Source organism: Micromonospora psammae, assembly GCF_036902725.1.
GTDB lineage: Bacteria > Actinomycetota > Actinomycetes > Mycobacteriales > Micromonosporaceae > Micromonospora.
In genome coordinates, this window is sequence record NZ_JBAKHM010000012.1 from 145509 (window position 1) to 171267 (window position 25759).

The following is a 25759-nucleotide window of genomic DNA, read 5'->3' on the forward strand; positions in this document are numbered from 1 at the left end:
TGGCCGGTGTTCATGATCCGGTCGGGCTAGGGTCGGGGCATGGAATTCCGACACCTAGGCCGCTCCGGCCTGCTGGTCAGTGAGATCTCGTACGGCAACTGGATCACCCATGGCTCCCAGGTGGAGGAGGACGCGGCGCTGGCCTGCGTCCGGGCCGCCCTGGACACCGGCATCACCACTTTCGACACCGCCGACGTGTACGCGGCCACCCGCGCCGAGGAGGTGCTCGGCAAGGCCCTCGCCGGCGAGCGCCGTGAGGGCGTCGAGATCTTCACGAAGGTCTACTGGCCCACCGGCCCGGGTCGCAACGACCGCGGCCTGTCCCGCAAGCACATCATGGAGTCGATCAACGGCTCGCTGCGCCGGCTGCGCACCGACTACGTGGACCTCTACCAGGCCCACCGGTACGACTACAGCACCCCGCTGGAGGAGACGATGGAGGCCTTCGCCGACATCGTGCACGCCGGCAAGGCCCACTACATCGGCGTATCCGAGTGGAAGGCGTCGCAGCTCCGCGAGGCCCACCAGCTCGCCCGTGAGCTGCGCATCCCGTTGGTCTCCAACCAGCCGCAGTACTCGATGCTGTGGCGGGTCATCGAGGCCGAGGTCGTCCCCGCCAGCGAGGAGCTGGGCGTCGGGCAGATCGTCTGGTCGCCGATGGCGCAGGGCGTCCTCTCCGGCAAGTACCTGCCGGGTCAGCCCCCGCCGGCCGGTTCCCGGGCCACCGACGAGAAGTCGGGCGCCGGGTTCATCGCCCAGTGGCTGACCGACGAGGTGCTGACCCGGGTGCAGCGGCTCAAGCCGCTGGCCGAGCAGGCCGGGCTGACCATGCCGCAGCTCGCCCTGGCCTGGGTGCTGCAGAACCCGAACGTCTCCTCGGCGATCGTCGGCGCCTCCCGCCCGGAGCAGGTGCACGACAATGTCAAGGCGGCCGGGGTGAAGCTCGACGCCGAGCTGATGAAGGCGATCGACGAGATCGTCGAGCCGGTCACCGAGCGCGACCCGGCGAAGACCGAGAGCCCGGCCCAGCGGCCCTGACGCCCACCCGGTCCGGCCGGCCCGTCGGGGCCGGCCGGACCGGCCAGCGGGCCGCTCAGCCCTGCCAGAAGCGGATCTGGTCCAGGCCCAGGGCGTAGAGCCAGCTCGGCAGGCCGAGCAGGTCGCCGACCGCGAAGACGGCGCCGAAGAACCAGCCGCCGATGCGCGGGTTCCACAGCAGCACGAAGAGCAGGATGAAGCCGTACGGGGCGAACATGTCGTACATCCGCCGCCACTGCGGGTTCAGCCAGGGCTGGATCATGTTGCCGCCGTCCAGCCCGGGCACCGGGAGCAGGTTGAGCACGCTCGCGGTGAGCTGCAGGAACGCCAGCAACGCCACCCCGGCCCAGAACTGGACCGGCCCGCCGAAGACCTCCGAGCCGATCCGCAGCGCCGCCACCAGCACCAGCGTGAACAGCACGTTGGTGGCCGGGCCGGCGAGGCTGACCAGGGTGTGCCGCAGCCGACCCGGGATGGCGTGCCGGTCCACCCAGACCGCGCCGCCGGGCAGGCCGATGCCGCCGAGCAGCACCACCACGACCGGCAGCGCGATCGACAGCAGCGGGTGGCTGTACTTCAACGGGTTCAGCGTCAGGTAGCCCCGGTGGGCGATGTCCCGGTCGCCGGCCCGGAACGCGACCACCGCGTGGGCGTACTCGTGCAGGCAGAGCGAGACCACCCAGCCCGAGACGACGAAGAGGAAGATGTCGAACCGGACGTTGCCGTACCCGTTCCAGGCCATCACCCCGGAGGCCACGAAGAGCGCGACCAGAGCGAGGAAGATCGGGCTGGGCCGGAACGCCGCCCTGGGCACGCCGAGAACCAGCGGCTCACCCCCCGGGCGGTCGTAGCCCATCACTCCGCCGTCGGCAGCAGGCTCATCCGGTACTCCACCCGGTCGTCCTCCACCAGCGCGACCGAGGTGACGCCGGACGCCGCGAGCTCCCGCCAGGTCTGGCCGATCCACGATTCGGCGTCCGCCTGGCTGCCGAACGTCTCCGCCGGTCCCTCGACCGACGCGCCGTCCGTGCCCTCGTACCGCCAGCTCCACGCCATGCCGCGTCTCCCCTCGCCGCTCCACCGTCCCCGGGGGACGGACCCCCGCAAGCGTAGTCGGCCGGTCGCGCGACGGCCCGACGCTCACCCCCACCGGCACCGGGGGCGGCCATCGGCCACTTCGCGCCGGGGCCGGCGGTACCCGCGTGACGTGGGGCGCGGAGACCGGCGGCGCCGGTGGCGGCGGCGGTTCGCGCACGGCGACCGGACACGGGCCGGCGGGCGGCTCCGCGCCCGGCGGCTTTAAGGTACGGGCATGTCCGTTGACGGGTGGCACACGATCCTGGTGCTCGGCGGTATCCGCTCGGGCAAGTCGGAGTTCGCCGAGTCCCTGGTGGCCGACGCCCCCACCGTCCGCTACGTGGCGACGGCCGCCGACGCCGACCCGGGCGACGCCGAGTGGGCCGCCCGGCTGGCCGCGCACCGGGATCGCCGGCCCGGCGGCTGGACCACCGAGGAGACCGCGACGGATCCCCGCCGGCTCGCCGACGTGATCTCCTCCGCCGGCCCGAACGAGACGCTGCTCGTGGACGATCTGGGCGGCTGGGTGACCGTGCTGCTCGACCCGGCCCACCAGCCCGCCGACGACGTGGCCACCATCGCCGAGCTGGCCGCCGCGGTCCGCGACAGCGCGGCGCGGATCGTGCTGGTCAGCCCCGAGGTGGGGCTCTCGCTGGTGCCCACCACTCCGCTGGGGCGGGCGTTCACCGACGCGCTCGGCGCGGCGAACCGGGCCGTCGCCGACGCCTGCGACGCGGTGGCGCTGGTGATCGCCGGCCAACCGGTCTGGCTCAAGCCCGCCGCCGGGCCGCGCGCCACCGGCGTACCCACCCAGGCCGCGCCCTCGACCCGCGCCAACGGAACGACGGCGGAGCCGGAGACCCCGCTGCCGGACGTGCTGACCCCCACCGTGCCGGCGAGCACCGGCGGGAAGGCCGGCGGCGACGGCACCGCGTGGGCGGCGCCCACCATGGCGCTGCCGATGGTCGCCACCGGCCTGGTCATCCAGCCCGGCATGGAGCTGCCGATGCCCGACGAGTACGCCGGGCCGCAGGCCATCGACCGGCTCGCCAGCCTGGACGTGCCGGGGGCCGGGCTGGGCGTGCTGGAGCGGGTGGTCGGCTTCGCCGCCGCCACCCAGGGCACCGCGACCCCCCGCGCCTGGGGTTCGGTGCGGGTGCTGCTGCTGCACGGCGACCACGAGGGCGGCGCCGCCGCCGGCACGGTGCCCGGCGAGTCGTCGCGGCGGGCCCGGCAGGCCCGCGCGGGGCGAGGCGCGCTGGCCCGGCTGGCCGCGGAGAGCGGCGCGAGCCTCCAGGTGGTGGACGCCCCCTCGGCGGCTCCCATCGAGGAGGGGCCGGCGGTGAGCCCCGCCGCGGTCGAGTCGGCCCTGCGGCACGGCTGGCGGCTCGCCGAGGAGGCCGCCGACGCGGGCGTGGAGCTGCTGGTGCTGGGAGCGTGCGGCGCCGGCACCGAGGCCGCCGCCGCCGCGGTGCTCGCGGCGACCGCCGGCGCGGAGCCCCCGGCGGTGCTGGGCCGGGTGGTGACCGCCAACGGCGAGATCGACGACGCGGCGTGGATGGTCCGCTGCGCGGCGGTCCGGGACGCGCTGCACCGGACCCGGCGCTCCCCCCGGGACGCCAAGGACGTGCTGGCCGAGCTGGGTGGCGGCGACATCGCGGTGGCCACCGGCGTGCTGCTCGGCGCGACCGCCCGCCGGGTGCCGGTGCTGCTCGACGGCCCGGTCGGTCTGGCCGCCGGCATGGTGAGCCGGGACCTGGCCGGGCAGGCCCGGCACTGGTGCCTGCTGGCCGACCACGGCGGCCACCCGGCCGTCCGGCTCGCCGCCGACGTGCTCGGCCTGAACCCCCTGCTGGACCTGCGGCTCGACCTGGGCGAGGGGGCGAACGCGCTGGCCGCGCTGCCGCTGCTGCGGTCGGTGCTGGCGCTGGCCGCCGCCCTGCCGGTGCACCCCCGGCTCGGCGGCGGCGAGGAGGAACCGGACTTCACCGAGCCGGAGCCCGCCGGTCCGGGGCCGGCCACCACCGAGCCGGACTTCACCGAACCGGAACCGGCGGGCCCCGGCCCGGCCAGCACCGGGCCGGACTTCCCCGAGCCGGACTTCACCGAACCCGAACCGGCCGGGCCCGGCCCCACCAGCACCGGGCCGGAGCCGGAGCGCGACCCGTCCGGCTGGCGTGCCGGCTGAGCCGGGCCGCACCGACGGCCTGCGGCTGGCGCTGACCACCTTCACCACGCTGCCGGTGCGGGCGGGCCGGATCGACCGGAGCGTCGCGGGCACCGCGATGGCGCTCGCCCCGCTGGTCGGGGCGCTGCTCGGCGCGGTGCTGGCGGGGGTGCTGCTGCTCCTCGGCGCGCTCGCCCCGCCGCTGGTCGCCGCCGGGGTCACCGTGGGGTGCGCCGCCCTGCTAACCCGGGGACTGCACCTGGACGGGCTGGCCGACACCGTCGACGCGCTGGGGTCGTACCGGCGGGGCGCGGCGGCGCTGGAGATCATGAAGAAGCCGGACGTGGGGCCGTTCGGGGTGGCCGCGCTGGTGGTCGTACTCCTGCTCCAGACGGCGGCGCTCGCGGAGCTGGTCGGGCGGTCCTGGCCGGCGGCGCTCGCGGCGGTGGTCGCGGCGACGGCGGCGGGGCGGCTCGGGGTGGCGGTGGCCTGCCGGCGGGGTGTGCCGGCGGCCCGGCCGGAGGGGCTGGGCGCGCTGGTCGCCGGGACCGTCGGGCCGGTCGCGCTGGCCGTCGGCACGGCCGCCGTCGCGCTCGCGGCGGTGCCGGCCGTGCCGGGCCGCCCGTGGCAGGGGCCGGTCGCCGTGCTGGCCGCCACGGCCGTCGCGGTGGGGCTGCTGCGCCACGTGGTACGTCGGCTCGGCGGGGTCACCGGCGACGTGCTCGGCGCCACCGTGGAGGTCGTCACCACGCTGGTCTACCTGGGACTGGTGCTGTCCGGCTGAACCGGACAGGTGGCGGCGGGTAGCGTTTGCCCCGACAGCACCGGCGCGGCCACCCGGGGGACGACTTGCTCATCACGGACGACTTCCTGCCCGTTCCGGTTCCGGAGTCGCTGAGCGCGACCTACCTGGTGCCGATGGCGGGGTTGCCGCGGGTGAGCCCGAAGACGGCGGTGCAGGCCCTGGCCGGCCGGCTGGCCGAGCCGGTGCACGGGCTGGCCCGGCAGATGCTCGACAGCCCGCTGATGACCGTGGACACCCGGACGGTCGACGAGTTCCCGCAGTTGCCGCCGGACCTGCTCACCGCGTTCGGCGCCACCGAGGCGCAGCTGGGCCGCCTCGCCGCGGCGAGCCACCTGGTGGTGGTGCAGGCCGAGTACCGGCCGGGGTGGCCGCCGGCGCACGAGTGGTCGGCCCGGGCGGTCGCCGCGGCGGTCGCCGAGTCGGTCGACGGTGATGTGGTGGACGTGTTCGGCCTGCAGTTCCTGGACCCGGCGGCCGCGCTGCGCTCGCTGCCGGACGCGCAGGGCCGGGTACGCCTGGTCGACTGGGTACTCGTCCCCTACTCCTCCGACGCGGAGGGGCTCTGGTTCACCACCAAGGGGCTGCGCCGGTTCGGGCTGCTGGAGTTGCAGACCCAGGGCGTGCCGGACCACCTCACCCGGGCCTGGGGCGCGGTGATGACCGGGGCGGCGCGACGGCTGCTGCGGGACTGGACCGACGGGCTGGCCGGCGACGAGGTGCCCGCGTTCGTGCAGCTGCCGGTGCTGGCCACCGTCACCGGGCACGACATCGCGGTGGCGTACGGCAACCCGGAGCAGCACGGCGCGACCGCCCCGGTGCTGCTCCGGCTGGAGCTGGACCCGGCCACCGACCCGGAGGGCGACTCGTTTCTCAGCCTGCGCCCGCCGCCGGGGCACACCGGGCCGGCCGGCAAGTACTTCGCCGCCGCCTGCGCGACGCTCTTCTCCGGCATCCAGCCGGACGTCCGCTACGCCCGCCCGGGCGACGCGATGAGCAGGGCGGTCGCCACCGCCCGGGCCGGGCTGGACGGCATCCGGGCCCGCTTCCTCGCCGACGACCTGCCGCCGGAGTCGCAGCTGGTGGTGAAGTACGGCCTCCCCGGCGACGAGGGCCCGGAGTACGTCTGGGCGGGGGTGACCTCGTGGGAGGCGCCGGAGCGGATCGTCGGCCACAGCGCCAGCGACGCCAACACCGACCCGACCGTGCGGATCGGCTCCCCGGTGGTGGTGGAGGCGAGCGACATCGTCGACTGGGCGATCCTCGACGGCACCGGCGTCATCGAGGGCGGCTGGACCCAGGCCGTCCTGGACGCCGGCGAACCCCCCGCCTGACCGCACCCACCCACGGCCCGACTCCGGCCCCGCCCCCGGCCCCGGCCCTGTTGATCATGAACTTGTTGCCGCGACACGCCGAGGCGAGCGACAACAACCTCATGATCAACGAGACGAACGGGGTCGGGGGTTACTTCACCGAGGGCTGGACGAAGGGGGGTCGGGTGACGCGCATCTGGGCGCGGCGGCCCCGGATGTCGACCTCGACCAGGTCGCCGTCGGCGATCCCCGGCTCGGTGTCCAGCAGGGCCAGGGCGACGCCCTGCTTCTTCGTGGGGCTGAAGGTGCCGCTGGTGATGACGCCGACCCGGTCGTCGCCCAGCAGGACGGTCATCCCGGGGCGCGGGATGGCACGGTCGACGGCCTCCAGGCCGCGCAGCGTACGCCGGGGACCGGCCGCCTTCTCCGCGAGCAGCGCGTCCCGGCCCCAGAAGGCCGGCTTGCCCCAGCCGACCGCCCAGCCCGAGCGGCCCTGCAGCGGGGTGATCTCCAGCGACAGGTCCTGCCCGTGCAGCGGGTAGCCCATCTCGGTGCGCAGGGTGTCGCGGGCGCCCAGGCCGCAGGCCCGCAGCTCGGCGTCGGCCGCGAAGAGGGCGTCCCAGACGGCCACCGAGTGCTCCGCCGGCACCACCAGCTCGTAGCCCAGCTCACCGGTGTAGCCGGTGCGGCACACGGTCAGCTCGGCGCCCTCCAGCGTCGCGGTGGAGAAGCTCATGTAGTCGTGCGCCACCGGCAGGCCCAGCGCGCCGAGCAGCTCCGCCGAGCGGGGGCCCTGCACGGCCAGCACGGCGTACGCCTCGTGCTCGTCGGTGACGGTGATCCCGGCCGGCGCGGCGGCGCGCAGCCGACGCACCACCTCGGCGGTGTTCGCCGCGTTCGGGATGAGGAAGACGTGCTCGTCGTCGTGCAGGTAGGCGATGATGTCGTCCACCACGCCACCGGTGGCCTCGTCACAGCAGAGCGTGTACTGCGCCCGGCCGGGACCGATCCGGCCCAGGTCGTTGCTGAGGCAGGCGTTGACGAACGCCGCGGCGCCCGGGCCGGCGACCCGCGCCTTGCCCAGGTGCGAGACGTCGAAGACGCCCACGGCCGTCCGCACCGCGGTGTGCTCCTTCAGCACGCCGCCGCCGGCGTACTCCAGCGGCATCTCCCATCCCCCGAAGGGGGCGAACTTGGCGCCGAGAGCGGTGTGCCGCTCGTGCAGCGGGGAACGGCGCAGCCGGGTCGCGGCGGCGTCGGAGGTCACGTCCGTCATGGGTGGCAACTTACCCGTGGCCGCACCGGTGGTTAGCATCGGCGGGACCCGTCATGAACAACGGCGGGACGCACCCGACGTCCGGCGGGTAGGTTGCCGCCGGAGACCTTCATCGCTGGTCCGCGACGACGCGACCGGCCCGGCCCGCCCGGAGTAGCTTCAGTGACATCGCCCCGCACCACCCTGAGCCTGGTCGACACCGACCCGGCCGAGCTCGCCGTCGACGCGATCGTGATCGGCGTGCACAGCCAGACCGGACAGCCGGCCGCCACGAACGGCCCCACCGGGACCCTGCTGCTGGCCGACGGCGCGGAGAGCATCGCGGCCGCCTTCGACGGCAAGCTGACCGAGACGCTGGCGCTGCTCGGCGCGACCGGCGGCCCGGGCGAGGTGATCAAGCTGGCCACGCTGGGCACCGTCACCGCGCCGATCGTGGCGGCCGTCGGGCTCGGCCCGGAGCCGACCGGCGCCGCCCCCGCCCCGGAGACGCTGCGCCGGGCGGCCGGCGCGGCCGTCCGGGCGCTGGCCGGGGCACCGCGGGTGGCGCTGAGTCTGCCCCTGCCGGACGACGCCGACGCCCCGGCCGCGCTGCGCGCGGTCGCCGAGGGCGCGCTGCTCGGCGGCTACCGCTTCGCCGGCTACAAGACCAAGCCGCAGCCGACCCGCCGGGAGCCGGTGGCCGAGGTGCTGATCGCCGTGCCGGACGCGGCCGAGGCGACCGCCCGGGGCGAGATCGAGCGGGCCACGGTGGTGGCCGGCGCGGTCCGCACCAGCCGGGACTGGGTCAACACCGCGCCGAACGAGCTGCGTCCGCCGGCCTTCGCCGAGGCCGTCGCCGCCGCCGCCCGCGAGGCCGGGCTCGGCGTGGAGGTGCTGGACGAGGAGGCGCTGCGGGCCGGCGGGTACGGCGGCATCATCGCCGTCGGGCAGGGCTCGGAGGCCCCGCCGCGCCTGGTCAAGCTCACGTACACCCCCGCCGGTGGCGGCACCGGCAAGCGGGTGGCGCTGGTCGGCAAGGGCATCACCTTCGACACGGGCGGCATCTCGATCAAGCCGGCCCAGGGCATGTGGGAGATGAAGTCCGACATGGCGGGCGCGGCGGCGGTCGGCGCGGCGATGATCGCGATCGCGGCGGTGCAGCCGTCGGTGGCCGTCACCGCGTACCTGCCGATGGCGGAGAACATGCCGTCGGGCACCAGCTACCGCCCGGGTGACGTGATCACCATGTACAACGGCAAGAAGGTGGAGGTGCTCAACACCGACGCCGAGGGCCGGATGATCCTCGCCGACGCGATGGCGCGGGCCTGCGAGGACGGTACGGACTACCTCTTCGAGACCTCCACCCTGACCGGCGGGCAGGTCGTCGCGCTGGGCAAGCGGATCGCCGGCGTGATGGGCACCCCCGAGCTGTGCGAGCGGGTCAGGGCCGTCGGCGAGTCCGTCGGCGAGCCCGCCTGGCCGATGCCGCTGCCGGACGAGGTCCGCAAGGGCATGGACTCCGACGTCGCGGACATCTCCCAGGTCAACGCCGGCATGGACCGGGCCGGTCACATGCTCCAGGGCGGGGTGTTCCTGCGCGAGTTCGTCACCGAGGACGTGGCCTGGGCGCACATCGACATCGCCGGACCGGGCTACCACTCGGGCGAGGCGACCGGCTACTGGACCAAGGGCGGCACCGGTGTACCGGTCCGCACCCTGGTGCAGCTGGTCGAGGACGTCGCCGCCAACGGCTGACGCCCACCCGCGACCTTCGACGGGGCGGCTCCCACCCGGGAGGCGCCCCGTCGGCGTCCCCCGCCCCGGCACGCCGGTCAGGACCCGTTCACCCTCGGCCGTCCCGAGCCGATCCCGATCCCGAGGCTGACGGTTCGCCAGCCCCGTTTCGGGGGCCGGCGATCGAAGTCTGGAGTGAAGTTGCCGATCCGACGACTCTGTCGCGGGTCCTTTGGAGCTGATGTCGTAGACGACTCAGCTGATCACGGTTGGCGGACCGCCACAGCGGGGACAACCGGCACGCTGAGTCGTCAACGTCATCAGGTCCAAAGCGCAGCAAGCATGTCGGCGCCGCCGCCATCGCTCGCGAGCGCGATACCTCGCCCCGCCGTGCCGTCCCGCACGCTCTTGTCGCGTGTGGGGGTGTCCAGGTGCCGGGACACCCCGACCTGCCGCGAGTCGCGCGCCGCGCAGGGACGCCCGGCCGGGCGGCGAGGCAGGGCCGGGACGGGTCGTCAGAAGAGTTCGGGGCGGCGCTTGCGGCGTTCGTTGTAGTCGCGCATGCGCTGCGGATAACCCATCAGGCGGACGTCGTAGACGGGGATCGCCAGCTTGTGGGCGAAGCGCCGAGCGCCGTCGGGGCCGTCGATGCGGCGACGGGTCCACTCCCCGTCGTCGGCGATCAGCATGACCGTGGTCTCGGTGACCGTGGTCCGCGGCTCGATGTACGCCTCGACGCCGCGCCGCGTACGGACGAAGTTCTCCAGGTGGTCCAGGTCACCGCGGTCCGCGGCCCGGTCCCGGCCGACCGGCTCGGTCCGCCTGCGTCGTCGGAACAGCCCCACCCGATCCCTCTCCTCCCCCGGCGTCATCGAAGACGGTGCCAAGCGTACGTCCCGAGGACGTGTCGTTGGGCACCTCGGTACGCGCTGCGCATCCCCTAGTGACAAGATGACCGAGGTGGGGTGTGTTCCTGTGACCCCGCCGTGACCCCCCGATGCAGCGACGCGACCTGGGAGTTGGACGTGAGCGAGCCGAACGAAGCGACCTTCGACATCGTCATTCTCGGAGGTGGCAGCGGCGGCTACGCGACCGCACTGCGCGCCGCCCAGCTGGACCTCTCCGTCGCGCTGATCGAAAAGGGCAAGCTCGGCGGCACCTGCCTGCACAACGGCTGCATCCCGACCAAGGCGCTGTTGCACGCCGCGGAGATCGCCGACCAGACCCGCGAGTCGGAGCAGTTCGGCATCAAGGCCGAGCTGGTCGGCATCGACATGGCGGGGGTCAACTCGTACAAGGACGGCGTGATCTCCCGCCTGTACAAGGGCCTGCAGGGCCTGGTGGGCGGCACCAAGAACATCACCTTCGTGGCCGGCGCCGGCAAGCTGGTCGGCAAGAACGTGGTCGAGGTCGACGGCAAGCGCTACACCGGCCGCAACGTCGTCCTGGCCTCCGGCTCGTACGCCAAGAGCCTGCCCGGCCTGGAGATCGACGGCGAGCGGATCATCACCAGCGACCACGCGCTGACCCTGGACCGGGTTCCGGCGTCGGTGATCGTGCTGGGCGGCGGTGTGATCGGCGTCGAGTTCGCCAGCGTGTGGAAGTCCTTCGGCGTGGACGTCACGATCGTCGAGGCGCTGCCCCGCCTGGTCGCCGCCGAGGACGAGGAGTCGTCCAAGGCGCTGGAGCGGGCCTTCCGCAAGCGGAAGATCAACTTCAAGGTCGGCAAGCCGTTCGAGAAGGTCGAGAAGACCGAGAAGGGCGTCAAGGTCACCATCGCCGGCGGGGACACCGTCGAGGCCGAGCTGCTGCTGGTCGCCGTGGGTCGCGGCCCGAACACCGCCAACCTCGGGTACGAGGAGCAGGGCGTGAAGATGGACCGCGGCTACGTGCTGACCGACGAGCGGCTGCGCACCAGCGTGCCGAACGTCTACGCGGTCGGCGACATCGTGCCCGGCCTCCAGCTCGCCCACCGGGGCTTCCAGCAGGGCATCTTCGTCGCCGAGGAGATCGCCGGCCAGAACCCGGCCGTGATCGACGAGGCCGGCATCCCGCGGGTCACCTACTCCGACCCGGAGCTGGCGTCGGTGGGTCTGACCGAGGCGAAGGCCAAGGAGCAGTACGGCGCCGACAAGATCAAGACCTACAACTACAACCTGGGTGGCAACGGCAAGAGCCAGATCCTCAAGACGGCCGGCTTCGTGAAGCTGGTCCGGGTGGAGGACGGCCCGGTGGTCGGCGTGCACATGGTCGGCGCCCGGGTCGGTGAGCTCATCGGCGAGGCGCAGCTCATCTACAACTGGGAGGCGTACCCGGCCGAGGTGGCGCAGCTCGTGCACGCCCACCCGACGCAGAACGAGGCCCTGGGCGAGGCGCACCTGGCCCTCGCCGGCAAGCCGCTGCACGCGCACGCCTGATCGAGAACCTATTCCGCGGCGTCCGGCGGCAGACGGGCGAGATCGCACCAGGGGAATGAAGGAGTCATAAGAGATGCCGGTATCGGTCACCATGCCTCGGCTCGGCGAGAGCGTCACCGAGGGCACCGTCACGCGCTGGCTCAAGCAGGAGGGCGACACCGTCGAGGTCGACGAGCCGCTGCTCGAGGTGTCGACCGACAAGGTCGACACGGAGATCCCGTCCCCCGCGGCGGGTGTGCTGAGCCGGATCGTGGTCGGCGAGGACGAGACCGCCGAGGTGGGCAGCGAGCTGGCCGTCATCGCCGGTGAGGGCGAGGAGGCCGGTGGCGGCGAGGCCGCCCCGCAGCAGGCGGCCGAGCCGGCCGCCGAGCCCACCGCCGCCGCCGAGGGCACCGGCCCGGAGCCGGAGCGGGAGCAGCCCGCCCCGCAGCAGCCGGAGGCCGCGGCCGCCCCGGCGCCGTCGGGCGAGGGCACCCCGGTCAAGATGCCGGCCCTGGGCGAGAGCGTGACCGAGGGTACGGTCACCCGCTGGCTCAAGCAGGTCGGCGAGACCGTCGAGGTGGACGAGCCGCTGCTGGAGGTCTCCACCGACAAGGTCGACACGGAGATCCCGTCGCCGGTGGCCGGCACCGTCCTGGAGATCAAGGTCGCCGAGGACGAGACCGCCGAGGTCGGCGCCGACCTGGCGATCATCGGCGCGGCCGGAGCCGCCCCGGCCGAGGCGAAGCCCGAGCCGAAGCCGGAGCCCAAGGCCGAGCCGAAGCCGGAGCCCAAGCCGGAGCCGAAGGCCGAGGCGAAGCCGGAGCCCAAGGTCGAGGAGCCGACCCCGGGCATGTCGTACAACGAGCCGGCCGCGGAGGCCGAGGTCGCGGCGGAGCCGGTCAAGGCCGAGCGGGAGGCGCAGCCGTCCGCCCCGACCCCGACCCCGCAGCGTCCCTCCGCGCCCGCCCAGGGTGGCGGCGAGGAGGCGGCCGGTTACGTGACCCCGCTGGTCCGCAAGCTGGCCAGCGAGCACGGCGTCGACCTCTCCTCGGTCAAGGGCACCGGCGTCGGTGGCCGGATCCGCAAGCAGGACGTGCTGGAGGCGGCGGAGAAGGCGAAGGCGGCCAAGGCCGCGCCGGCGCCGCAGCCGGCCGCCGCGGCGGCCCCGGCCAAGCCGGCCGCGAAGCCGCAGCCGAGCAGCAAGCGGGGCACCACCGAGAAGCTGCCCCGGATCCGCAAGGCCATCGCCAAGCGGATGCACGAGTCGCTGCACGAGATGGCGCAGCTCACCACGGTGATCGAGGTGGACGTCACCAGGATCGCCAAGCTGCGGGCCCAGGCGAAGGACTCCTTCCAGCAGCGGCACGGCGTGAAGCTGTCCTTCCTGCCGTTCTTCGCCCTGGCGGCCGTCGAGGCGCTCCAGACGCACCCGATCGTCAACGCCAGCATGGACCTGGAGGGTGGGACGATCACCTACCCGGACGCCGAGCACCTGGGCATCGCCGTGGACACCGAGCGGGGCCTGCTGGTCCCGGTCATCCACAACGCCGGTGACCTCAACCTCGGCGGCATCGCCAAGCGCGTCGCCGACCTGGCCGAGCGCACCCGGACCAACAAGATCAGCCCGGACGAGCTCGCCGGCGCGACCTTCACGCTGACCAACACCGGCAGCCGGGGCGCCCTCTTCGACACCCCGATCGTGCCGTCGCCGCAGTCGGCGATGCTCGGCACGGGTGCCGTGGTGAAGCGCCCGGTCGTGGTCAACGACCCGGAGCTGGGTGAGGTCGTCGCGGTCCGCTCGATGGTCTACCTGGCCCTCTCCTACGACCACCGGCTGATCGACGGCGCGGACGGGGCCCGCTTCCTGGCCGCGGTCAAGGAGCGCCTGGAGGGTGGCAACTTCGAGGCCGAGCTGGGCCTCTGACTCTCCCGCGTACGCAGGGCGCCCCGGTCACACCGACCGGGGCGCCCTGCGCCGTTTCGCTCCGCGTACGGCGACCCGAGCCAACGCGACCTCGCCGGCCGGCTGCCGGCCTGCTGATGGACGGCCTGCGGCACCGCGCCGCAGGCTGAGGGAATCGCCTCCGGGCCGACCGCGCGCTGCGAGAGTGGACGGGTGGGCAGCGGGCAGTGGAGGCGGCGCGGGACGCTGGGGCCTGCCGTCGCAGTCGCCCCCGGCGCCCGGGTGGACCGCTTCGAGGTCTTCTTCGACCTGGTCTTCGTCTTCTCGTTCTTCATCATCACCCGGGCCACCGCCGTCGAGATCACGGGTTCGGCGCTGCTGCACGGCATGCTGGTCCTGGCGGTGCTCTGGTGGGCCTGGGTGGTGCACAGCGTGGTGGCCACCCGGGTGCGGCTCGGCGAGGGTTTCGTACCGGTGCTGATGGTCGTCGGGATGGCGGCTCTGTTCAGCTTCGCGCTGGCCCTGCCGCAGGTGTTCGCCGACCCCCGCGCGGGCGCGGCCGGCCCGGTGGTCGTGGCGGTCAGCTACGTGGTGATCCGCGCGGTGCACTTCGTCCTCTACCTGCACGTCGTGCGGGAAAGCCCACGGGAACGCAGGCAGCTGATCCGGTTCGCCCCGGAGATGGTGTTCAGCACCCTCCTGCTGCTCGCCGCGGCGTTGATCCCCGCCCGGATCGACGACCTCGACCTGGCGGGCATGGTGCGCGACGGCCTCTGGCTCTGCGTGGTGGTGCTCCAGTACGGGTCCGGTCTCCTGGGCGGCGCCGGGGGCTGGGGGGTGGCGTCAGCCGAGCACTGGACGGAACGCTACGAACTCATCCTGATCATCGCGCTGGGCGAATCGGTCATCTCGGTCGGCGTCGGCAGCAACCTGCTCGGCCAGCCGCCGACCTGGCCGGCGGTCGCGGCGGCGACGCTGGGCATCTTCTTCACCGCCGCGCTCTGGTGGGCCCACTACGACGTCATCGGGCCGGCCGCCCGGATCGCCCTGCACGTCGCCGAGGGTCGGGAACGGGTGGCGATGGCCCGGGACGCGTACGCCTACCTCTACCTGCCGATGATCGCCGGGATCATCCTCTTCGCCCTGGGTTCGGAGGGCATCGTCCACGACATCGCCGACCCGTCCGTGCCGCTCACGGAGCCGGCGCACGGCCCGAGCGTGCCCCTGCTCTTCGGCGGGGTGATCTGCTACCTGTGCGGCAACATGCTGTTCCAGTGGCGCACGCTGCGCACGCTGTCCTGGACCCGGGTCGCCGCGGTGCTCCTGCTCGCCCTCGGCATCCCGGTCGGCTTCCACCTGCCCGGGCTGGCCACACTCACCCTGCTCACCGCGATCTGCGTCGGGCTGGTGGTGGTCGAGGTGGTCACCATGGAGGAGGGCCGGCGCGCGCTGCACCAGGTGGTCTTCCACGAGAAGACCACCCACGAGGCGCACGAGGCGGCCTACCGGGCCCAGTGGAAGGAGACCGGGACGGACGGGATGGGCACCTCGACATAGCCGGCCCACGGCGGGGGCGGATTCGCCGGTCAGCAGAATCGGCCCGCCCGGGCTGGCCGGCGGCCCCTCGGCGGTACAGGCTGGCCCGGTGACCGTCTTCTCGCTCCAGGCCACCCCCACCGACGCGGCGACCTGGCTCGACCTGGCCCGGCGGGCCGAGTCGGCCGGCTACGCCGCGCTGCTCGCCGCCGACCACCCCGGCGTCGTGACCTCCCCGTTCGTCGCGCTGGCCGCCGCCGCGTCGGTGACCTCGACGATCGGCCTCGGCTCGTACGTGTCGAACCTGGGCGTGCGCGAGCCCCTGCTGCTCGCCACCGACATGGCCACCCTCGACCTGGTCTCCGGCGGGCGGGCCCGGCTCGGCGTCGGCGCCGGCCACACCCCGGCGGAGTGGCGCGCCGTCGGCCGCGAACGCCCGGACGTGGCCGGCCGGGTACGCCGCTGCGTGGCGGTGGCCGAGGCGGTCCGCGCCCTGCTCGACGGCGCGGAGGTCACCGTGGACTCCCCCGAGCTGACCGTCCGGGAGGCCCGGCTGACCGCGCCGCGCCCGGTGCAGGAGCGCATCCCGCTGACCATGGGCACCGCCAACTCGACGCTGCTGCGCTGGGCCGGCGCGCACGCCGACGTGGTCGGCCTGACCGGCTTCGGGCGTACCCTCGCCGACGGCCACCGCCACGACGCGCGGTGGCGGGCCGACCAGATCGAGGCGCAGCTCGCCTGCGTCGCCGCGGGCGCGGCGGGCCGGGACGACCCGCCCGCGCTGGAGGCGCTGGTGCAGCGGGTGGTGGTCACCGACGACGCGGAGGCCGCCGCGGCGGCGCACGCCCGCGACGTCGGCCTCACCGTCGCCGAGCTGCTCGCCACGCCGTTCGTGCTGGTCGGCACCGTCGACGAGATCGTCGCGGCGGTCGCCGGGCACGAGCGCCGCTGGGGCGTCACCCGCTTCGTGGTACGCCGGGACGCCCTCGAACCGCTCGCCCCGGTGCTGGCCCGCCTCGCGTCGCCGGGACCACCGGCCGCCGGCGCGGACGCCTGAGCGCCGACACGGCCGGCGGCGGCTCGGCGCCACCGGCGGCGGGCCGGGCGGGTCGTCCTGTCGGACGCTTTGGAGCTGATGACGTAAGCGACTCACCGAGCGGCCCCTGCGGCCGGCGTCAGCGGCAGACCCGACCCGGGAAACGGATCAGCCGATCGCTCGTCCCCGGTCCCCGTCGGCGCCCTGGTAGAAGCGGATCTTCTCCCGGAGGTGGTCGTACTGGCGGCGGAGCAGGCGCAGCTGCTCCTCGACCCGCTCCGCGTGCCGTTCCAGCAGGGCCTGGCGGTCGCCCGCGGTGTGCTCTCCCTGCCGGGCGAGGTCGGCGTACCGGCACATCTCGGCGATCGGCATGCCGGTGTCGCGCAGGCAACGGAACAGCAGCAGCCAGCTCAGGTCGTCGTCGGTGAAGACCCGGCGCCCGCCGGAGGTACGGCCGATGTCGCTGAGCAGGCCGATCTTCTCGTAGTAGCGGAGGGTGTCGAGGCTGAACCCGCTGCGGCTCGCGGCCTCCGAGGGGGAATATCCGCTCATGTCGCCGGATGCTAGCGGTTGACCTGGAGCGCGCTCCAGGTTGAATGCTGGTCGGCATGACGATGACACGGACACTGGGCCGCAGCGGCATCGAGGTCGGCGCGGTCGGCATGGGGTGCTGGGCGATCGGCGGGCCGTTGTGGGGCGACGGCGGCCAGCCGTTCGGCTGGGGCGAGGTGGACGACGACGAGTCGGTGCGCACCATCCACCGCGCCCTCGACCTCGGCGTCACCCTCTTCGACACGGCCAGCAACTACGGCGCCGGGCACAGCGAGCGGGTCCTCGGCCGCGCCCTCGCCGGCCGCCGCGACCGCGCGGTGCTCGCCACCAAGTTCGGCAACCGCTCGGACGAGGCGACCCGGCGGTGGATCGGCACCGACCCGAGCCCGGCCCACGCGGTGGCCAGCCTGGAGGAGTCACTGCGCCGGCTCGGCACCGACCATGTCGACCTCTACCAGCTGCACATCAACGAGCTGCCGGCGTCCGCCGCGCTCGACCTGGTCGACACCCTGGAGGCCCTGGTCACCCAGGGCAGGATCCGCGCGTACGGCTGGAGCACCGACAACCCGGCGTCGGCGCGGACGTTCGCCGAGGGCGGCCCGCACTGCGCCGCGATCCAGCACGACGAGTCGGTGCTCAGGGACAACGCCGAGATGCTGGCGGTCTGCGACGCGCTCGACCTGGCCAGCCTCAACCGGGGGCCGCTCGCCATGGGCCTGCTCACCGGCGCGACCCGGAACGTGGGCCCGGACGACGTGCGCGGGAGGGCCCCCGACTGGCTGGTCTGGTTCGCCGACGGGCGCCCCACGCCGCAGTGGTCGGCCCGGGTCGCCCAGATCCGGGAGGCGCTCACCGCCGACGGTCGTACCCTCGCCCAGGGCGCGCTGGGCTGGCTGCTCGCCCGCAGCCCGCGGACGGTGCCCATCCCCGGCTGCCGCACCGTCGCGCAGGCCGAGGAGAACTTCGGCACGCTCGCCCGGGGCCCGCTGCCGGCCGAGGCGTTCGCGCAGGTGGAGCGCCTCCTCGCCGACCTGCGCGGGGCGCCGGTCGGCTGAGCCGGGGGCGAGGCCCGGAAACGAGGCCGGTGGGGCGGGTCGGGTCGCGGCCGCCCCACCGGGCCGCCCGACGGCGGGGAGAACGGTGAAGCGGGTGAACGCATCCGTTCGGTGTCCCGTACCCGAAGATATGAGCATGCGGATCCTCATGGCCGGCGCGTCCGGCTTCCTCGGCACCCGGCTGGTCGACCGCCTCACCGCCGACGGACACCAGGTCGCCCGGCTGGTCCGGCGCGCGCCGCGCACCTCCGACGAACACCGGTGGAACCCGTCCGCCGCGCAGCTCGACCCGGCCGTGGTGGCCGGGGCCGACGCGGTGGTGAACCTGGCCGGCGCCGGGGTCGGCGACAAGCGCTGGACCGACGAGTACCGGCAGCTGATCCGGACCAGCCGGGTGGACACCACCAGCACCCTGGCCATCACCATCGCCGGCCTGCCGGCCGCGGACCGGCCGGCGGTGCTGCTCAACTCCTCCGCCGTCGGCTGGTACGGCAACACCGGCGACCGGGTGGTGGAGGAGGACGCTCCGGCGGGTGAGGGCTTCCTCGCCGACGTCTGCCGGGTCTGGGAGGCGGCGACCCGGCCGGCCGAGGACGCCGGCGTACGGGTGGTGCGGCTGCGCACCGGGCTGCCGCTGCACCGCGACGGCGGCCTGCTCAAGCCGCAGCTGCTCCCGTTCAAGCTGGGCATCGCCGGAAAGCTGGGCAACGGCCGGCAGTGGCTACCCTGGATCTCCATGCGGGACTGGCTGGACGCGACGGTGTTCCTGCTCGACCGGGGCGACATCGCCGGCCCGGTCAACGGGGTCGGCCCGAACCCGGTCACCAACGCCGAGTTCACCCGGGAGCTGGCCCGCCAGCTGCGCCGCCCCGCGATCATGCCGATCCCCGCGGTGGCCCTCAAGGTGGCCCTCGGCGGCTTCGCCCAGGAGGCCCTCACCAGCACCCGGGTCCTGCCCGGCGTGCTGACCAGGGCCCACTTCCACTACCACCACCCCGACCTGACCAGCGCCCTCCAGGCTGCCCTCACCGAATGACGCCGTCGATCATGACGTTGCCGCCCCGCACCGCGGGGTGTCGGGGCGACAACCTGATGATCAAAGGGGGTCAGCAGCCGATCACCCAGTAGTCGGGGGCGGTCTGCTTGAGGGTGGAGGTGGCGTAGGTGTTGTAGAGACCCATGCGCTGGTTGCTGCCGAGGGCGTACGCGTAGCCGCCGGAGGCGTAGGCGCGGCCGGCGGTGACGTGGGCGTAGTTGTTGGCGGTGACGCAGACCGGCGCGGCCGTGGGGCTCGGCGTGGGGGACGCGGTCGCCGTGGGGCTCGGCGTGACGCCGCCGTTGAGCCCGAAGAAGAGCGCGTCCCGGTAGGCCGAGCAGATGGTGTCCAGGAAGTACGACGTCGCGGTGCCGCACTGGTCGGCGCCGGTGCCGGGGTCGACCGGCGTGCCGTGCCCCATCCCGGAGACCCGGTAGAGCCGGACCGCGTCGTTGCCGTACACCTCCAGGCTGGTGCCGGCGGGCAGCGACGCCGTGCTGGTCGGGGTCTGCCCGACGCCGAGCACGTTGGTCCACTGGTCGCGGGACTCGGTGGCGTTCAGCGGGGCGACGGTGGTGTCGGAGGTGCCGTGCCAGATGGCCACCCGGGGCCGGCGGCCGGTGTAGCCGGAGTACGCGCCCCGGACCAGGTCACCCCAGGCGGCCGGGGTCTTGTCCACCCCGGGGTTCATGCAGGAGAACGCGTTGACGGTGCTGGTGGCGCAGCGGTACGGCAGGCCGGCGACCACCGATCCGGCGGCGAAGACGTCGGGGTAGGTGGCGAGCATGACCGCGCTCATCGCCCCACCGGCGGAGAGCCCGCTGACGTGGATCCGGCTGCCGTCCACCGCGTAGTTGGCCTTGGCGTGGTCGACCATCTGCTTGATCGACAGCGCCTCGCCCTGACCGCGCGCGGTGTCGCCGGCCTCGAACCAGTTGAAGCAGGAGTTGGCGTTGTTGGACGCGGACTGCTGGGGCACGATCAGGGCGAACTTCCACTGGTCGGCGTACTTGCGCCAGCCGGAGTTGGCGAAATAGCCGGCGGCGTTCTGGGTGCAGCCGTGCAGCAGGACGACGGCCGGCGCGTTGGCCGGCAGGCCGTCCGGGCGGTAGGCGTACATGGCGAGGTTGCCGGGGTTGGAGCCGAAGCCGGTGACCTGGGTCAGGGTGGCGGCCTGGGCGGGTGCGGCGACGGCGACCAGGGCGGTCGCGGCGAGCGCGACCCCGGCGACCGCGCCGGCGAGACGGGCGAGGATGGATGCGGGGCGGCGCACGGCGACCTCCTGTGGCGGTGTGTGAACTGGGTCACTTCCAAGTTGCCGCGACGTTACGTCGGTGTTTCCGACCTGCGACATGGCCGCCGCTCACACATTCGTCCACGCCGATGTGTGCGCGGCGGGCGTGGGGATCGCCGGGACCCCCTCCGACACCGGAGGCGTCCTCCTTGCCCCGTGTCCGGGCGGTGGGGGCGGATCCGGTTGGTAACGTCCGCTCCGTGCCGACCTCCCCCACCGTGGACGCCGACCAGCCCACCGCCGCGCCCACCGGCCGGAATCGTCGGGCCGACCTGGTCGTGGCGCTCGTCGCCCTGCTGCTGGCCGGCTGGGTCACCAGCGGCCTCTGGTCGGACCCGAACGGCCGGGCGATCACCGTCAACTCCAGCGACCAGGCGCTCTTCGAGTGGCTGCTCGCCTTCGGCGGGCACGCCATCACCCACGGGGAGAACCCGCTCTTCACCACCCTGATCAACGTTCCCGACGGGGTCAACCTCGCGGTCAACACCTCGGTCACCGTGTACGCGGCGGTCTTCGCCCCGCTGACGTACCTGATCGGGCCGCCGGCGACGTTCCTGGTGATCCTCACCCTCAACCTCGCCGCGACCGCGCTGGCCTGGTACTGGCTGCTCTCCCGGCACCTGGACCGCAGCCGGTTCGCCGCCGGGCTCGGCGCGCTCTTCATCGCCTACTCCCCCGGCATGGTGTCGCATGCCAACGCGCACCTCAACTGGACCGCCGGCTGGCTGGTGCCGCTGCTGGTCCACGCGGTGTTCGTACTGCGCCGGCCGGGGCGCTGGCTGCGCGGCGGGATCGTCCTCGGTGCGCTGGTGGCGGTCGCGTTCTCCATCGCCGCCGAGGGGCTCTTCTTCACCGCGCTGGCGCTGGGCGTGTTCCTCACCATCTGGTCGCTGCATCCGGCCCGACGGGCCGAGGCCCGGTCGGCGCTGCCCACCTTCCTGCGCGGGCTCGGGGTGGCCGCCCTGGTGGCCGGGGTGCTGCTGGCGTACCCGCTCTGGCTGCACTTCGCCGGGCCGCAGCGCTTCCACGGCACCGGATTCGACCCGGTCATCCACGCCGAGGACATCGCCGCGTTCGGGGCCTACCCGCAGCGCTCGCTGGCCGGCGAGGCCGGGTTGCGCACCTCGCTGGCGCCCAACCCGACCGAGGAGAACTCGTTCTTCGGGCTGCCGCTGCTGCTCCTCGCCGTCGCCTGCTTCGTGGCGCTGTGGCGGCGGGCCGACCCGGGCCGCCGGGCCACCCTCGCCGCGCTGGGCGGCACCGCCATGGTCTTCGCGGTGCTCTCCTGGGGGTCGCAGGCGAAGTGGAACGGGCGGCACACCGGGCAGCTGCTGCCGTTCGGGTTGCTCGACGACCTGCCGGTGGTCAACGCCGCGCTGCCGTCCCGGTTGGCGCTGGTGGTCGCGCCGATGATCGGCGTGCTGCTGGCGTACGCGATCGACCGGTTGCGGGCCGCGCCGCCGCGCCGGCGCGGCGCCCGGGCGGCGTGGGCGCTGGGCTTCGCGGCGGCGCTGCTGCCGCTGCTGCCCGTCCCGCTGCTGACCAGCACGCGCGAGCCGATCCCCGAGTTCATCACCGCCGGCACCTGGCGCGAGCACGTCTCGCCCGACGGGGTGCTCACCCCGCTGCCGCTGACCCTGGACGTCACCCCGGACGGGCAGCGCTGGCAGGCGTACGCCCTCGCCCACCGGCAGGGCGAGTTCCGCATCCCGGCCGGTTTCTTCCTCGGCCCGGGCGGCCCCGACGGGCGGGGCCGGATCGGCCCGCCGCCGCGCACCTTCGACACCCTGATGGACCAGGCCGGACGGACCGGTCTGGTGCCGATCATCACCGAGGGGAGCGTCCGGCTCTCCCTGGCCGACCTGCGGTACTGGGGCGTCGAGGCGGTCGTGCTGCCCGACCGGGTGCACGGCGCCAAGTACGACCTGGACGAGAACGCCCTGCGCCGCACCGCCACCGCCCTGCTCGGCCAGCCGCAGCGGGTCGACGACGTCTGGCTGTGGAAGGTGCCGCCGGCCTGACCCGCTGCTGGTCACCGCCCTGCTGGTCGGGCCGCGATGGCGACGAGGCTCACCCCGGGTGACGGCCACCGACGGGGCTAGGCTGGCGGGGTGACTACGACGACTTCCGGGGTGACGGCCGTCCGCGCCGGCCTGCTCGACTACCAGGCCGCCTGGGACGAGCAGCGCCGGCTGCACGAGTCGGTGGTGGCCGGCGAGCGGGGCGACACCGTGCTGCTGTTGGAGCACCCGAGCGTCTACACCGCCGGCAAGCGCACCGAACCGTCGGACCGGCCGATGGACGGCACTCCCGTGGTCGACGTCGACCGCGGCGGCAAGATCACCTGGCACGGGCCGGGGCAGCTCGTCGGCTACCCGATCCTCCGGCTGCCCGACCCGGTCGACGTGGTCGCCTACGTACGGCGCACCGAGCAGCTGCTGATCGACGTCTGCGCCGAGTTCGGGCTGGCCGCCGGCCGGGTCGAGGGACGCAGCGGGGTGTGGGTGCCGCAGGACGACCGGGGCCCGGCCCGCAAGGTGGCCGCCATCGGCATCCGGGTGGCCCGCGGCGTGACCCTGCACGGCTTCGCCATCAACTGCGACTGCGACCTGTCGTACTACGACCGGATCGTGCCCTGCGGCCTCCGGGACGTCGGGGTCACCTCGCTCACCGCCGAGCTGGGCCGTCCGGTGACCGTCGCCGACGTGCTCCCGGTGGTGGAGCGGCGGCTGTCCACCCTCGTCACCGTCTGAGGACCCGGCCGCGCGCCCGGCTGGCCGGAGGACGGCCTACCCTCGGTCCGGTGCAGATCGATCTCGTCACCCTCGTCGTCGCCGAGTACGACCCGGCCATCGCCTTCTTCACCGAGGTGCTCGGCTTCGAGCTGACCGAGGACTCCCCGTCGCTGACCAACGACGGGCGGCCGAAGCGCTGGGTGGTGGTTCGTCCGCCGGGCGGCGGGACCGGGCTGCTGCTGGCCCGCGCCGACGGCGAGCGGCAGGAGGCCGCCGTGGGCGACCAGACCCACGGCCGGGTCGGCTTCTTCCTCCAGGTTGACGACTTCGACGCCACCTACCGCCGGATGGTCGAGGCGGACGTCGAGTTCGTGAAGCCGCCGCGCACCGAGCCGTACGGCCGGGTCGCCGTCTTCCGCGACGTCGCCGGCAACTCCTGGGACCTGCTCGGCCCCGCCTGAGCGGCCCGCCGGCCCTCGCGCCGATCGGGCCCACCTGATTGACCGCCCGTGCCCGGGGGCAGGTTGACTCCTGTCGAGACCGGGCAACCGACGGAAGGACCCCCCGATGACCGACGTGATGTCGACGCAGCAACAGATCGCCGAGGAGCTCCGGGTGCCGGCGGGCTTCGACGCGGAAACCGAGATCGAACGACGGGTGGTCTTCCTCGCCGACCGGCTGGTCGACACCGGCCTGCGGACGCTGGTCCTCGGCATCAGCGGCGGGGTCGACTCCACCACCGCCGGCCGGCTCTGCCAGCTCGCCGTCGAGCGGGCCCGCGCCGCCGGCCACGAGGCGGTCTTCCTGGCCATGCGGCTGCCCTACGGGGTGCAGGTCGACGAGGAGCACGCCCAGGCGGCGCTGGCCTTCATCCGCCCCGACCGGGTGCTCACGGTCGACATCAAGCCGGCCGCCGACGCCGCCCTGGAAGCGCTGGAGGCAGCCGGGCTGACCTTCGCCGACGCCGGGCAGCGGGACTTCGTCCACGGCAACGTCAAGGCCCGGCAGCGGATGATCGCCCAGTACGCGGTCGCGGGCGCGACGGGCGGACTCGTCGTCGGCACCGACCACGCCGCCGAGGCGGTCACCGGCTTCTTCACCAAGCACGGCGACGGCGCGGCCGACGTCGTCCCGCTGACCGGGCTGACCAAGCGCCGGGTGCGGGCGATCGCCGCCGCGCTGGGCGCCCCCGCCGACCTGGTGGGCAAGGCGCCCACCGCCGACCTGGAGAGCCTCGCCCCGGGCAAGCTCGACGAGGACGCGCTCGGCCTGGCGTACGACCAGATCGACGACTACCTGGAGGGCCGACCGGTCCCGGCGGAGGTGGAGGCGGCACTGGTGGCCCACTACCGCGCCACCGCCCACAAGCGGAACCTGCCGATCGCGCCCCCGGCCCAGCGGTGAGCCGGGGCCCCTCGTCGACAGCCGTACGCCGACGAGGGGCCCCGCTCGCTACGGGGTCAGCCGGTGCAGGTCGCGGGGGAAGGCGGTGACCTCCCGGACGTTGGCCGCACCGACCAGCCGGGCGACGAAGCGTTCCAGCCCGATGGCGAAACCGCCGTGCGGCGGCATGCCGTGCCGGAACGCCTCCACGTAGCCCGCGTACGGCTCGACCGGCTCGCCGCGCGCGGCCAGCGCCGCCAGGTAGTCGTCGTACCGGTGCAGCCGCTGCCCCCCGGTGACCAGTTCCAGGCCGCGGAAGAGCAGGTCGAAACCGTTCGAGTACGCCGGCCGCCGCGGGTCCGGGTGGGTGTAGAAGGGCCGCTTCGCCATCGGGTAGCCGGTGACGAAGAGGAAGTCCGAGCCGTGTTCGGCGCGGGCCCACTCCCCCAGCGCCCGCTCGTGGGCGGGGGCGAGGTCCGGCTCGTCGGCCGGCGCGCCGGCGATCTTCAGCGCCTCGGTGAAGTGCACGGCGGGGATCTCGGCCGGCACGGCCGGCAGGTCGAGGCGCAGGGTGGCCACCGCGCCGCCGGCGCGCTCCGCCACGGCGGTGAGCATCCCGGCCAGGGTGTCGCGCAGCACCGCCATCACGTCCCGGTGGTCGGCGACGAAGCCCAGCTCGACGTCGAGCGAGGTGTACTGGGCCAGGTGCCGCACGGTGTCGTGCGGCTCGGCCCGGAACACCGGTCCGACCTCGTAGACCCGCTCGAAGACGCCCACCATCAGCTGCTTGTAGAACTGCGGCGACTGGGCCAGGTACGCGGGCCGGCCGAACCAGTCCAGCGCGAAGACGTTCGCCCCGCTCTCGGTGGACGAGGCGACCACCTTCGGCGTGTGGATCTCCACGAAGTCGCGGGCGTCGAGGGCGGCCCGGAAGCCGGCCACCGCCGCCGCCGAGATCCGCAGCGCCGCCGAACGGGTCGGGTGCCGCAGCGCCGTCGGGGCGTTGTCCAACTGGGTCGGCAGCGTGGCGGTGAGCGCCGGCCGGTACAGGTCGAACGGCGGCGGCACGGCGGGCGGGCCGAGCGGTCGTACCGTCGGGTCGGTCAGCTCGACCCCGGCGGGTGCGGTGCCGTTCGCGACCACCGTGCCGACGACCTCGACGACGCTCTCCTCGGGAAGCTCCCCGAGGGCGGCCCGGGCGGCCGGGTCGGTGAGCACGACCTGGGCCAGGCCGGCGGCGTCCCGCACGATCAGGAAGGCCACCGACTTGAGCAGCCGGCGGCGGTGCACCCACCCGGCGAGCCGTACGGTCTCGCCGACATGGGCGGTGAGCTGGGAGGACAGGATGCGTTGCACGGCGGTTACCTCCTCGATCGATCGCAACGCGATCCCCGGGAGGTGTGGGCGAGCGGGAACCTCGCGGTGCCACCACACCTTCGCCCCC

The 25759-nt window shown here is 74.2% G+C and carries 22 protein-coding genes; 15 read left to right on the forward strand and 7 right to left on the reverse strand.

Annotation, left to right across the window (positions count from 1 at the left end):
* The first annotated feature begins 39 nt into the window (after positions 1–39).
* Positions 40–1038: an aldo/keto reductase family protein gene (locus tag V6U79_RS16665; protein ID WP_334615144.1), complete on the forward strand. Its 999-nt coding sequence runs from the start codon at positions 40–42 to the stop codon at positions 1036–1038.
* 55 nt (positions 1039–1093) lie between these two features.
* Here the strand turns inward: V6U79_RS16665 and V6U79_RS16670 are convergent, their stop codons facing one another.
* Together V6U79_RS16670 and V6U79_RS16675 are read right to left on the reverse strand one after the other, a co-directional pair.
* Positions 1094–1894, reverse strand: coding sequence for a site-2 protease family protein (locus tag V6U79_RS16670; protein WP_334615145.1), 801 nt, complete (start codon positions 1892–1894; stop codon positions 1094–1096).
* Positions 1894–2094 (reverse strand): hypothetical protein, encoded by a 201-nt coding sequence (locus V6U79_RS16675; RefSeq protein WP_334531201.1) that lies wholly within the window; start codon positions 2092–2094, stop codon positions 1894–1896. The genes V6U79_RS16670 and V6U79_RS16675 overlap by 1 nt, the downstream gene beginning before the upstream one ends.
* A gap of 256 nt (positions 2095–2350) precedes the next feature.
* On the opposite strand from V6U79_RS16675, the gene V6U79_RS16680 reads away from it, so the two are divergent.
* The 3 genes from V6U79_RS16680 (at position 2351) to V6U79_RS16690 (ending at position 6418) form a co-directional block, all read left to right on the forward strand.
* Entirely contained in the window at positions 2351–4303 is a 1953-nt protein-coding gene (locus V6U79_RS16680; RefSeq protein ID WP_334615146.1) for a bifunctional adenosylcobinamide kinase/adenosylcobinamide-phosphate guanylyltransferase, read from the forward strand.
* Complete coding sequence (gene cobS, locus V6U79_RS16685) at positions 4293–5066, forward strand: adenosylcobinamide-GDP ribazoletransferase (RefSeq protein WP_334531195.1); 774 nt, start codon at positions 4293–4295, stop codon at positions 5064–5066. Before V6U79_RS16680 ends, cobS begins: the two co-directional genes overlap by 11 nt.
* Positions 5067–5131: 65 nt before the next feature.
* A complete protein-coding gene (locus V6U79_RS16690; protein ID WP_334531192.1) occupies positions 5132–6418 on the forward strand; it encodes a DUF2314 domain-containing protein in 1287 nt (428 codons plus the stop codon).
* Positions 6419–6548: 130 nt separating this feature from the next.
* On the opposite strand, the gene gcvT is transcribed toward V6U79_RS16690, so the two are convergent.
* Positions 6549–7673, reverse strand: a complete 1125-nt coding sequence (gcvT, locus tag V6U79_RS16695) for a glycine cleavage system aminomethyltransferase GcvT (protein ID WP_334615147.1) — start codon at positions 7671–7673, stop codon at positions 6549–6551.
* A gap of 162 nt (positions 7674–7835) precedes the next feature.
* Between gcvT and V6U79_RS16700 the strand changes: the two genes are divergently transcribed.
* Entirely contained in the window at positions 7836–9407 is a 1572-nt protein-coding gene (locus V6U79_RS16700; protein ID WP_334615148.1) for a leucyl aminopeptidase, read from the forward strand.
* 494 nt (positions 9408–9901) lie between these two features.
* On the opposite strand, the gene V6U79_RS16705 is transcribed toward V6U79_RS16700, so the two are convergent.
* Positions 9902–10231 carry a hypothetical protein gene (locus V6U79_RS16705; protein WP_334531186.1) on the reverse strand — a complete coding sequence of 110 codons (330 nt, stop codon included), beginning with the start codon at positions 10229–10231 and terminating at the stop codon, positions 9902–9904.
* A 141-nt stretch (positions 10232–10372) separates the two neighbouring features.
* On the opposite strand from V6U79_RS16705, the gene lpdA reads away from it, so the two are divergent.
* The 4 genes from lpdA to V6U79_RS16725 all read left to right on the forward strand — a co-directional run bounded on the left by lpdA (position 10373) and on the right by V6U79_RS16725 (position 16281).
* On the forward strand, positions 10373–11803 hold the full coding sequence (lpdA, locus tag V6U79_RS16710; RefSeq protein WP_334531184.1) for a dihydrolipoyl dehydrogenase: 1431 nt from the start codon (positions 10373–10375) through the stop codon (positions 11801–11803).
* 73 nt (positions 11804–11876) lie between these two features.
* A complete protein-coding gene (gene sucB / locus V6U79_RS16715) occupies positions 11877–13709 on the forward strand; it encodes a 2-oxoglutarate dehydrogenase, E2 component, dihydrolipoamide succinyltransferase (protein WP_334531182.1) in 1833 nt (610 codons plus the stop codon).
* A gap of 192 nt (positions 13710–13901) precedes the next feature.
* The gene (locus V6U79_RS16720; protein ID WP_334615149.1) at positions 13902–15245 is read left to right on the forward strand and encodes a low temperature requirement protein A; all 1344 of its coding nucleotides are present in this window, start codon (positions 13902–13904) and stop codon (positions 15243–15245) included.
* An 88-nt stretch (positions 15246–15333) separates the two neighbouring features.
* The gene (locus tag V6U79_RS16725) at positions 15334–16281 is read left to right on the forward strand and encodes an LLM class flavin-dependent oxidoreductase (protein WP_334615150.1); all 948 of its coding nucleotides are present in this window, start codon (positions 15334–15336) and stop codon (positions 16279–16281) included.
* Between the two features lie 147 nt (positions 16282–16428).
* Here the strand turns inward: V6U79_RS16725 and V6U79_RS16730 are convergent, their stop codons facing one another.
* Complete coding sequence (locus V6U79_RS16730; protein ID WP_334615151.1) at positions 16429–16812, reverse strand: MerR family transcriptional regulator; 384 nt, start codon at positions 16810–16812, stop codon at positions 16429–16431.
* Positions 16813–16868: 56 nt separating this feature from the next.
* On the opposite strand from V6U79_RS16730, the gene V6U79_RS16735 reads away from it, so the two are divergent.
* Entirely contained in the window at positions 16869–17867 is a 999-nt protein-coding gene (locus V6U79_RS16735) for an aldo/keto reductase (protein ID WP_334615152.1), read from the forward strand.
* 136 nt (positions 17868–18003) lie between these two features.
* Positions 18004–18903 (forward strand): TIGR01777 family oxidoreductase, encoded by a 900-nt coding sequence (locus tag V6U79_RS16740; protein ID WP_334531167.1) that lies wholly within the window; start codon positions 18004–18006, stop codon positions 18901–18903.
* Between the two features lie 70 nt (positions 18904–18973).
* On the opposite strand, the gene V6U79_RS16745 is transcribed toward V6U79_RS16740, so the two are convergent.
* Positions 18974–20176 carry an extracellular catalytic domain type 1 short-chain-length polyhydroxyalkanoate depolymerase gene (locus V6U79_RS16745; RefSeq protein ID WP_334531164.1) on the reverse strand — a complete coding sequence of 401 codons (1203 nt, stop codon included), beginning with the start codon at positions 20174–20176 and terminating at the stop codon, positions 18974–18976.
* Between the two features lie 221 nt (positions 20177–20397).
* Between V6U79_RS16745 and V6U79_RS16750 the strand changes: the two genes are divergently transcribed.
* The 4 genes from V6U79_RS16750 to nadE all read left to right on the forward strand — a co-directional run bounded on the left by V6U79_RS16750 (position 20398) and on the right by nadE (position 24336).
* Positions 20398–22218, forward strand: coding sequence for a DUF6311 domain-containing protein (locus V6U79_RS16750; RefSeq protein ID WP_334615153.1), 1821 nt, complete (start codon positions 20398–20400; stop codon positions 22216–22218).
* A 90-nt stretch (positions 22219–22308) separates the two neighbouring features.
* The gene (gene lipB / locus V6U79_RS16755; RefSeq protein ID WP_334531158.1) at positions 22309–22950 is read left to right on the forward strand and encodes a lipoyl(octanoyl) transferase LipB; all 642 of its coding nucleotides are present in this window, start codon (positions 22309–22311) and stop codon (positions 22948–22950) included.
* A gap of 50 nt (positions 22951–23000) precedes the next feature.
* Positions 23001–23393, forward strand: coding sequence for a VOC family protein (locus V6U79_RS16760; RefSeq protein ID WP_334531155.1), 393 nt, complete (start codon positions 23001–23003; stop codon positions 23391–23393).
* A gap of 106 nt (positions 23394–23499) precedes the next feature.
* Complete coding sequence (gene nadE / locus V6U79_RS16765) at positions 23500–24336, forward strand: NAD(+) synthase (protein WP_334615154.1); 837 nt, start codon at positions 23500–23502, stop codon at positions 24334–24336.
* A gap of 48 nt (positions 24337–24384) precedes the next feature.
* Here the strand turns inward: nadE and aspS are convergent, their stop codons facing one another.
* Positions 24385–25671, reverse strand: coding sequence for an aspartate--tRNA(Asn) ligase (aspS, locus tag V6U79_RS16770; protein WP_334615155.1), 1287 nt, complete (start codon positions 25669–25671; stop codon positions 24385–24387).
* Positions 25672–25759 lie beyond the last annotated feature (88 nt).

Bases quoted from the DNA above. Each gene is read 5' to 3' on its own strand.
- V6U79_RS16665 (WP_334615144.1), top strand. From the start codon at position 40: ATGGAATTCCGACACCTAGGCCGCTCCGGCCTGCTGGTCAGTGAGATC.
- V6U79_RS16670 (WP_334615145.1), bottom strand. From the start codon at position 1,894: ATGGGCTACGACCGCCCGGGGGGTGAGCCGCTGGTTCTCGGCGTGCCC.
- V6U79_RS16675 (WP_334531201.1), bottom strand. From the start codon at position 2,094: ATGGCGTGGAGCTGGCGGTACGAGGGCACGGACGGCGCGTCGGTCGAG.
- V6U79_RS16680 (WP_334615146.1), top strand. From the start codon at position 2,351: ATGTCCGTTGACGGGTGGCACACGATCCTGGTGCTCGGCGGTATCCGC.
- gcvT (WP_334615147.1), bottom strand. From the start codon at position 7,673: ATGACGGACGTGACCTCCGACGCCGCCGCGACCCGGCTGCGCCGTTCC.
- sucB (WP_334531182.1), top strand. From the start codon at position 11,877: ATGCCGGTATCGGTCACCATGCCTCGGCTCGGCGAGAGCGTCACCGAG.
- V6U79_RS16730 (WP_334615151.1), bottom strand. From the start codon at position 16,812: ATGAGCGGATATTCCCCCTCGGAGGCCGCGAGCCGCAGCGGGTTCAGC.
- V6U79_RS16735 (WP_334615152.1), top strand. From the start codon at position 16,869: ATGACGATGACACGGACACTGGGCCGCAGCGGCATCGAGGTCGGCGCG.
- V6U79_RS16740 (WP_334531167.1), top strand. From the start codon at position 18,004: ATGCGGATCCTCATGGCCGGCGCGTCCGGCTTCCTCGGCACCCGGCTG.
- nadE (WP_334615154.1), top strand. From the start codon at position 23,500: ATGACCGACGTGATGTCGACGCAGCAACAGATCGCCGAGGAGCTCCGG.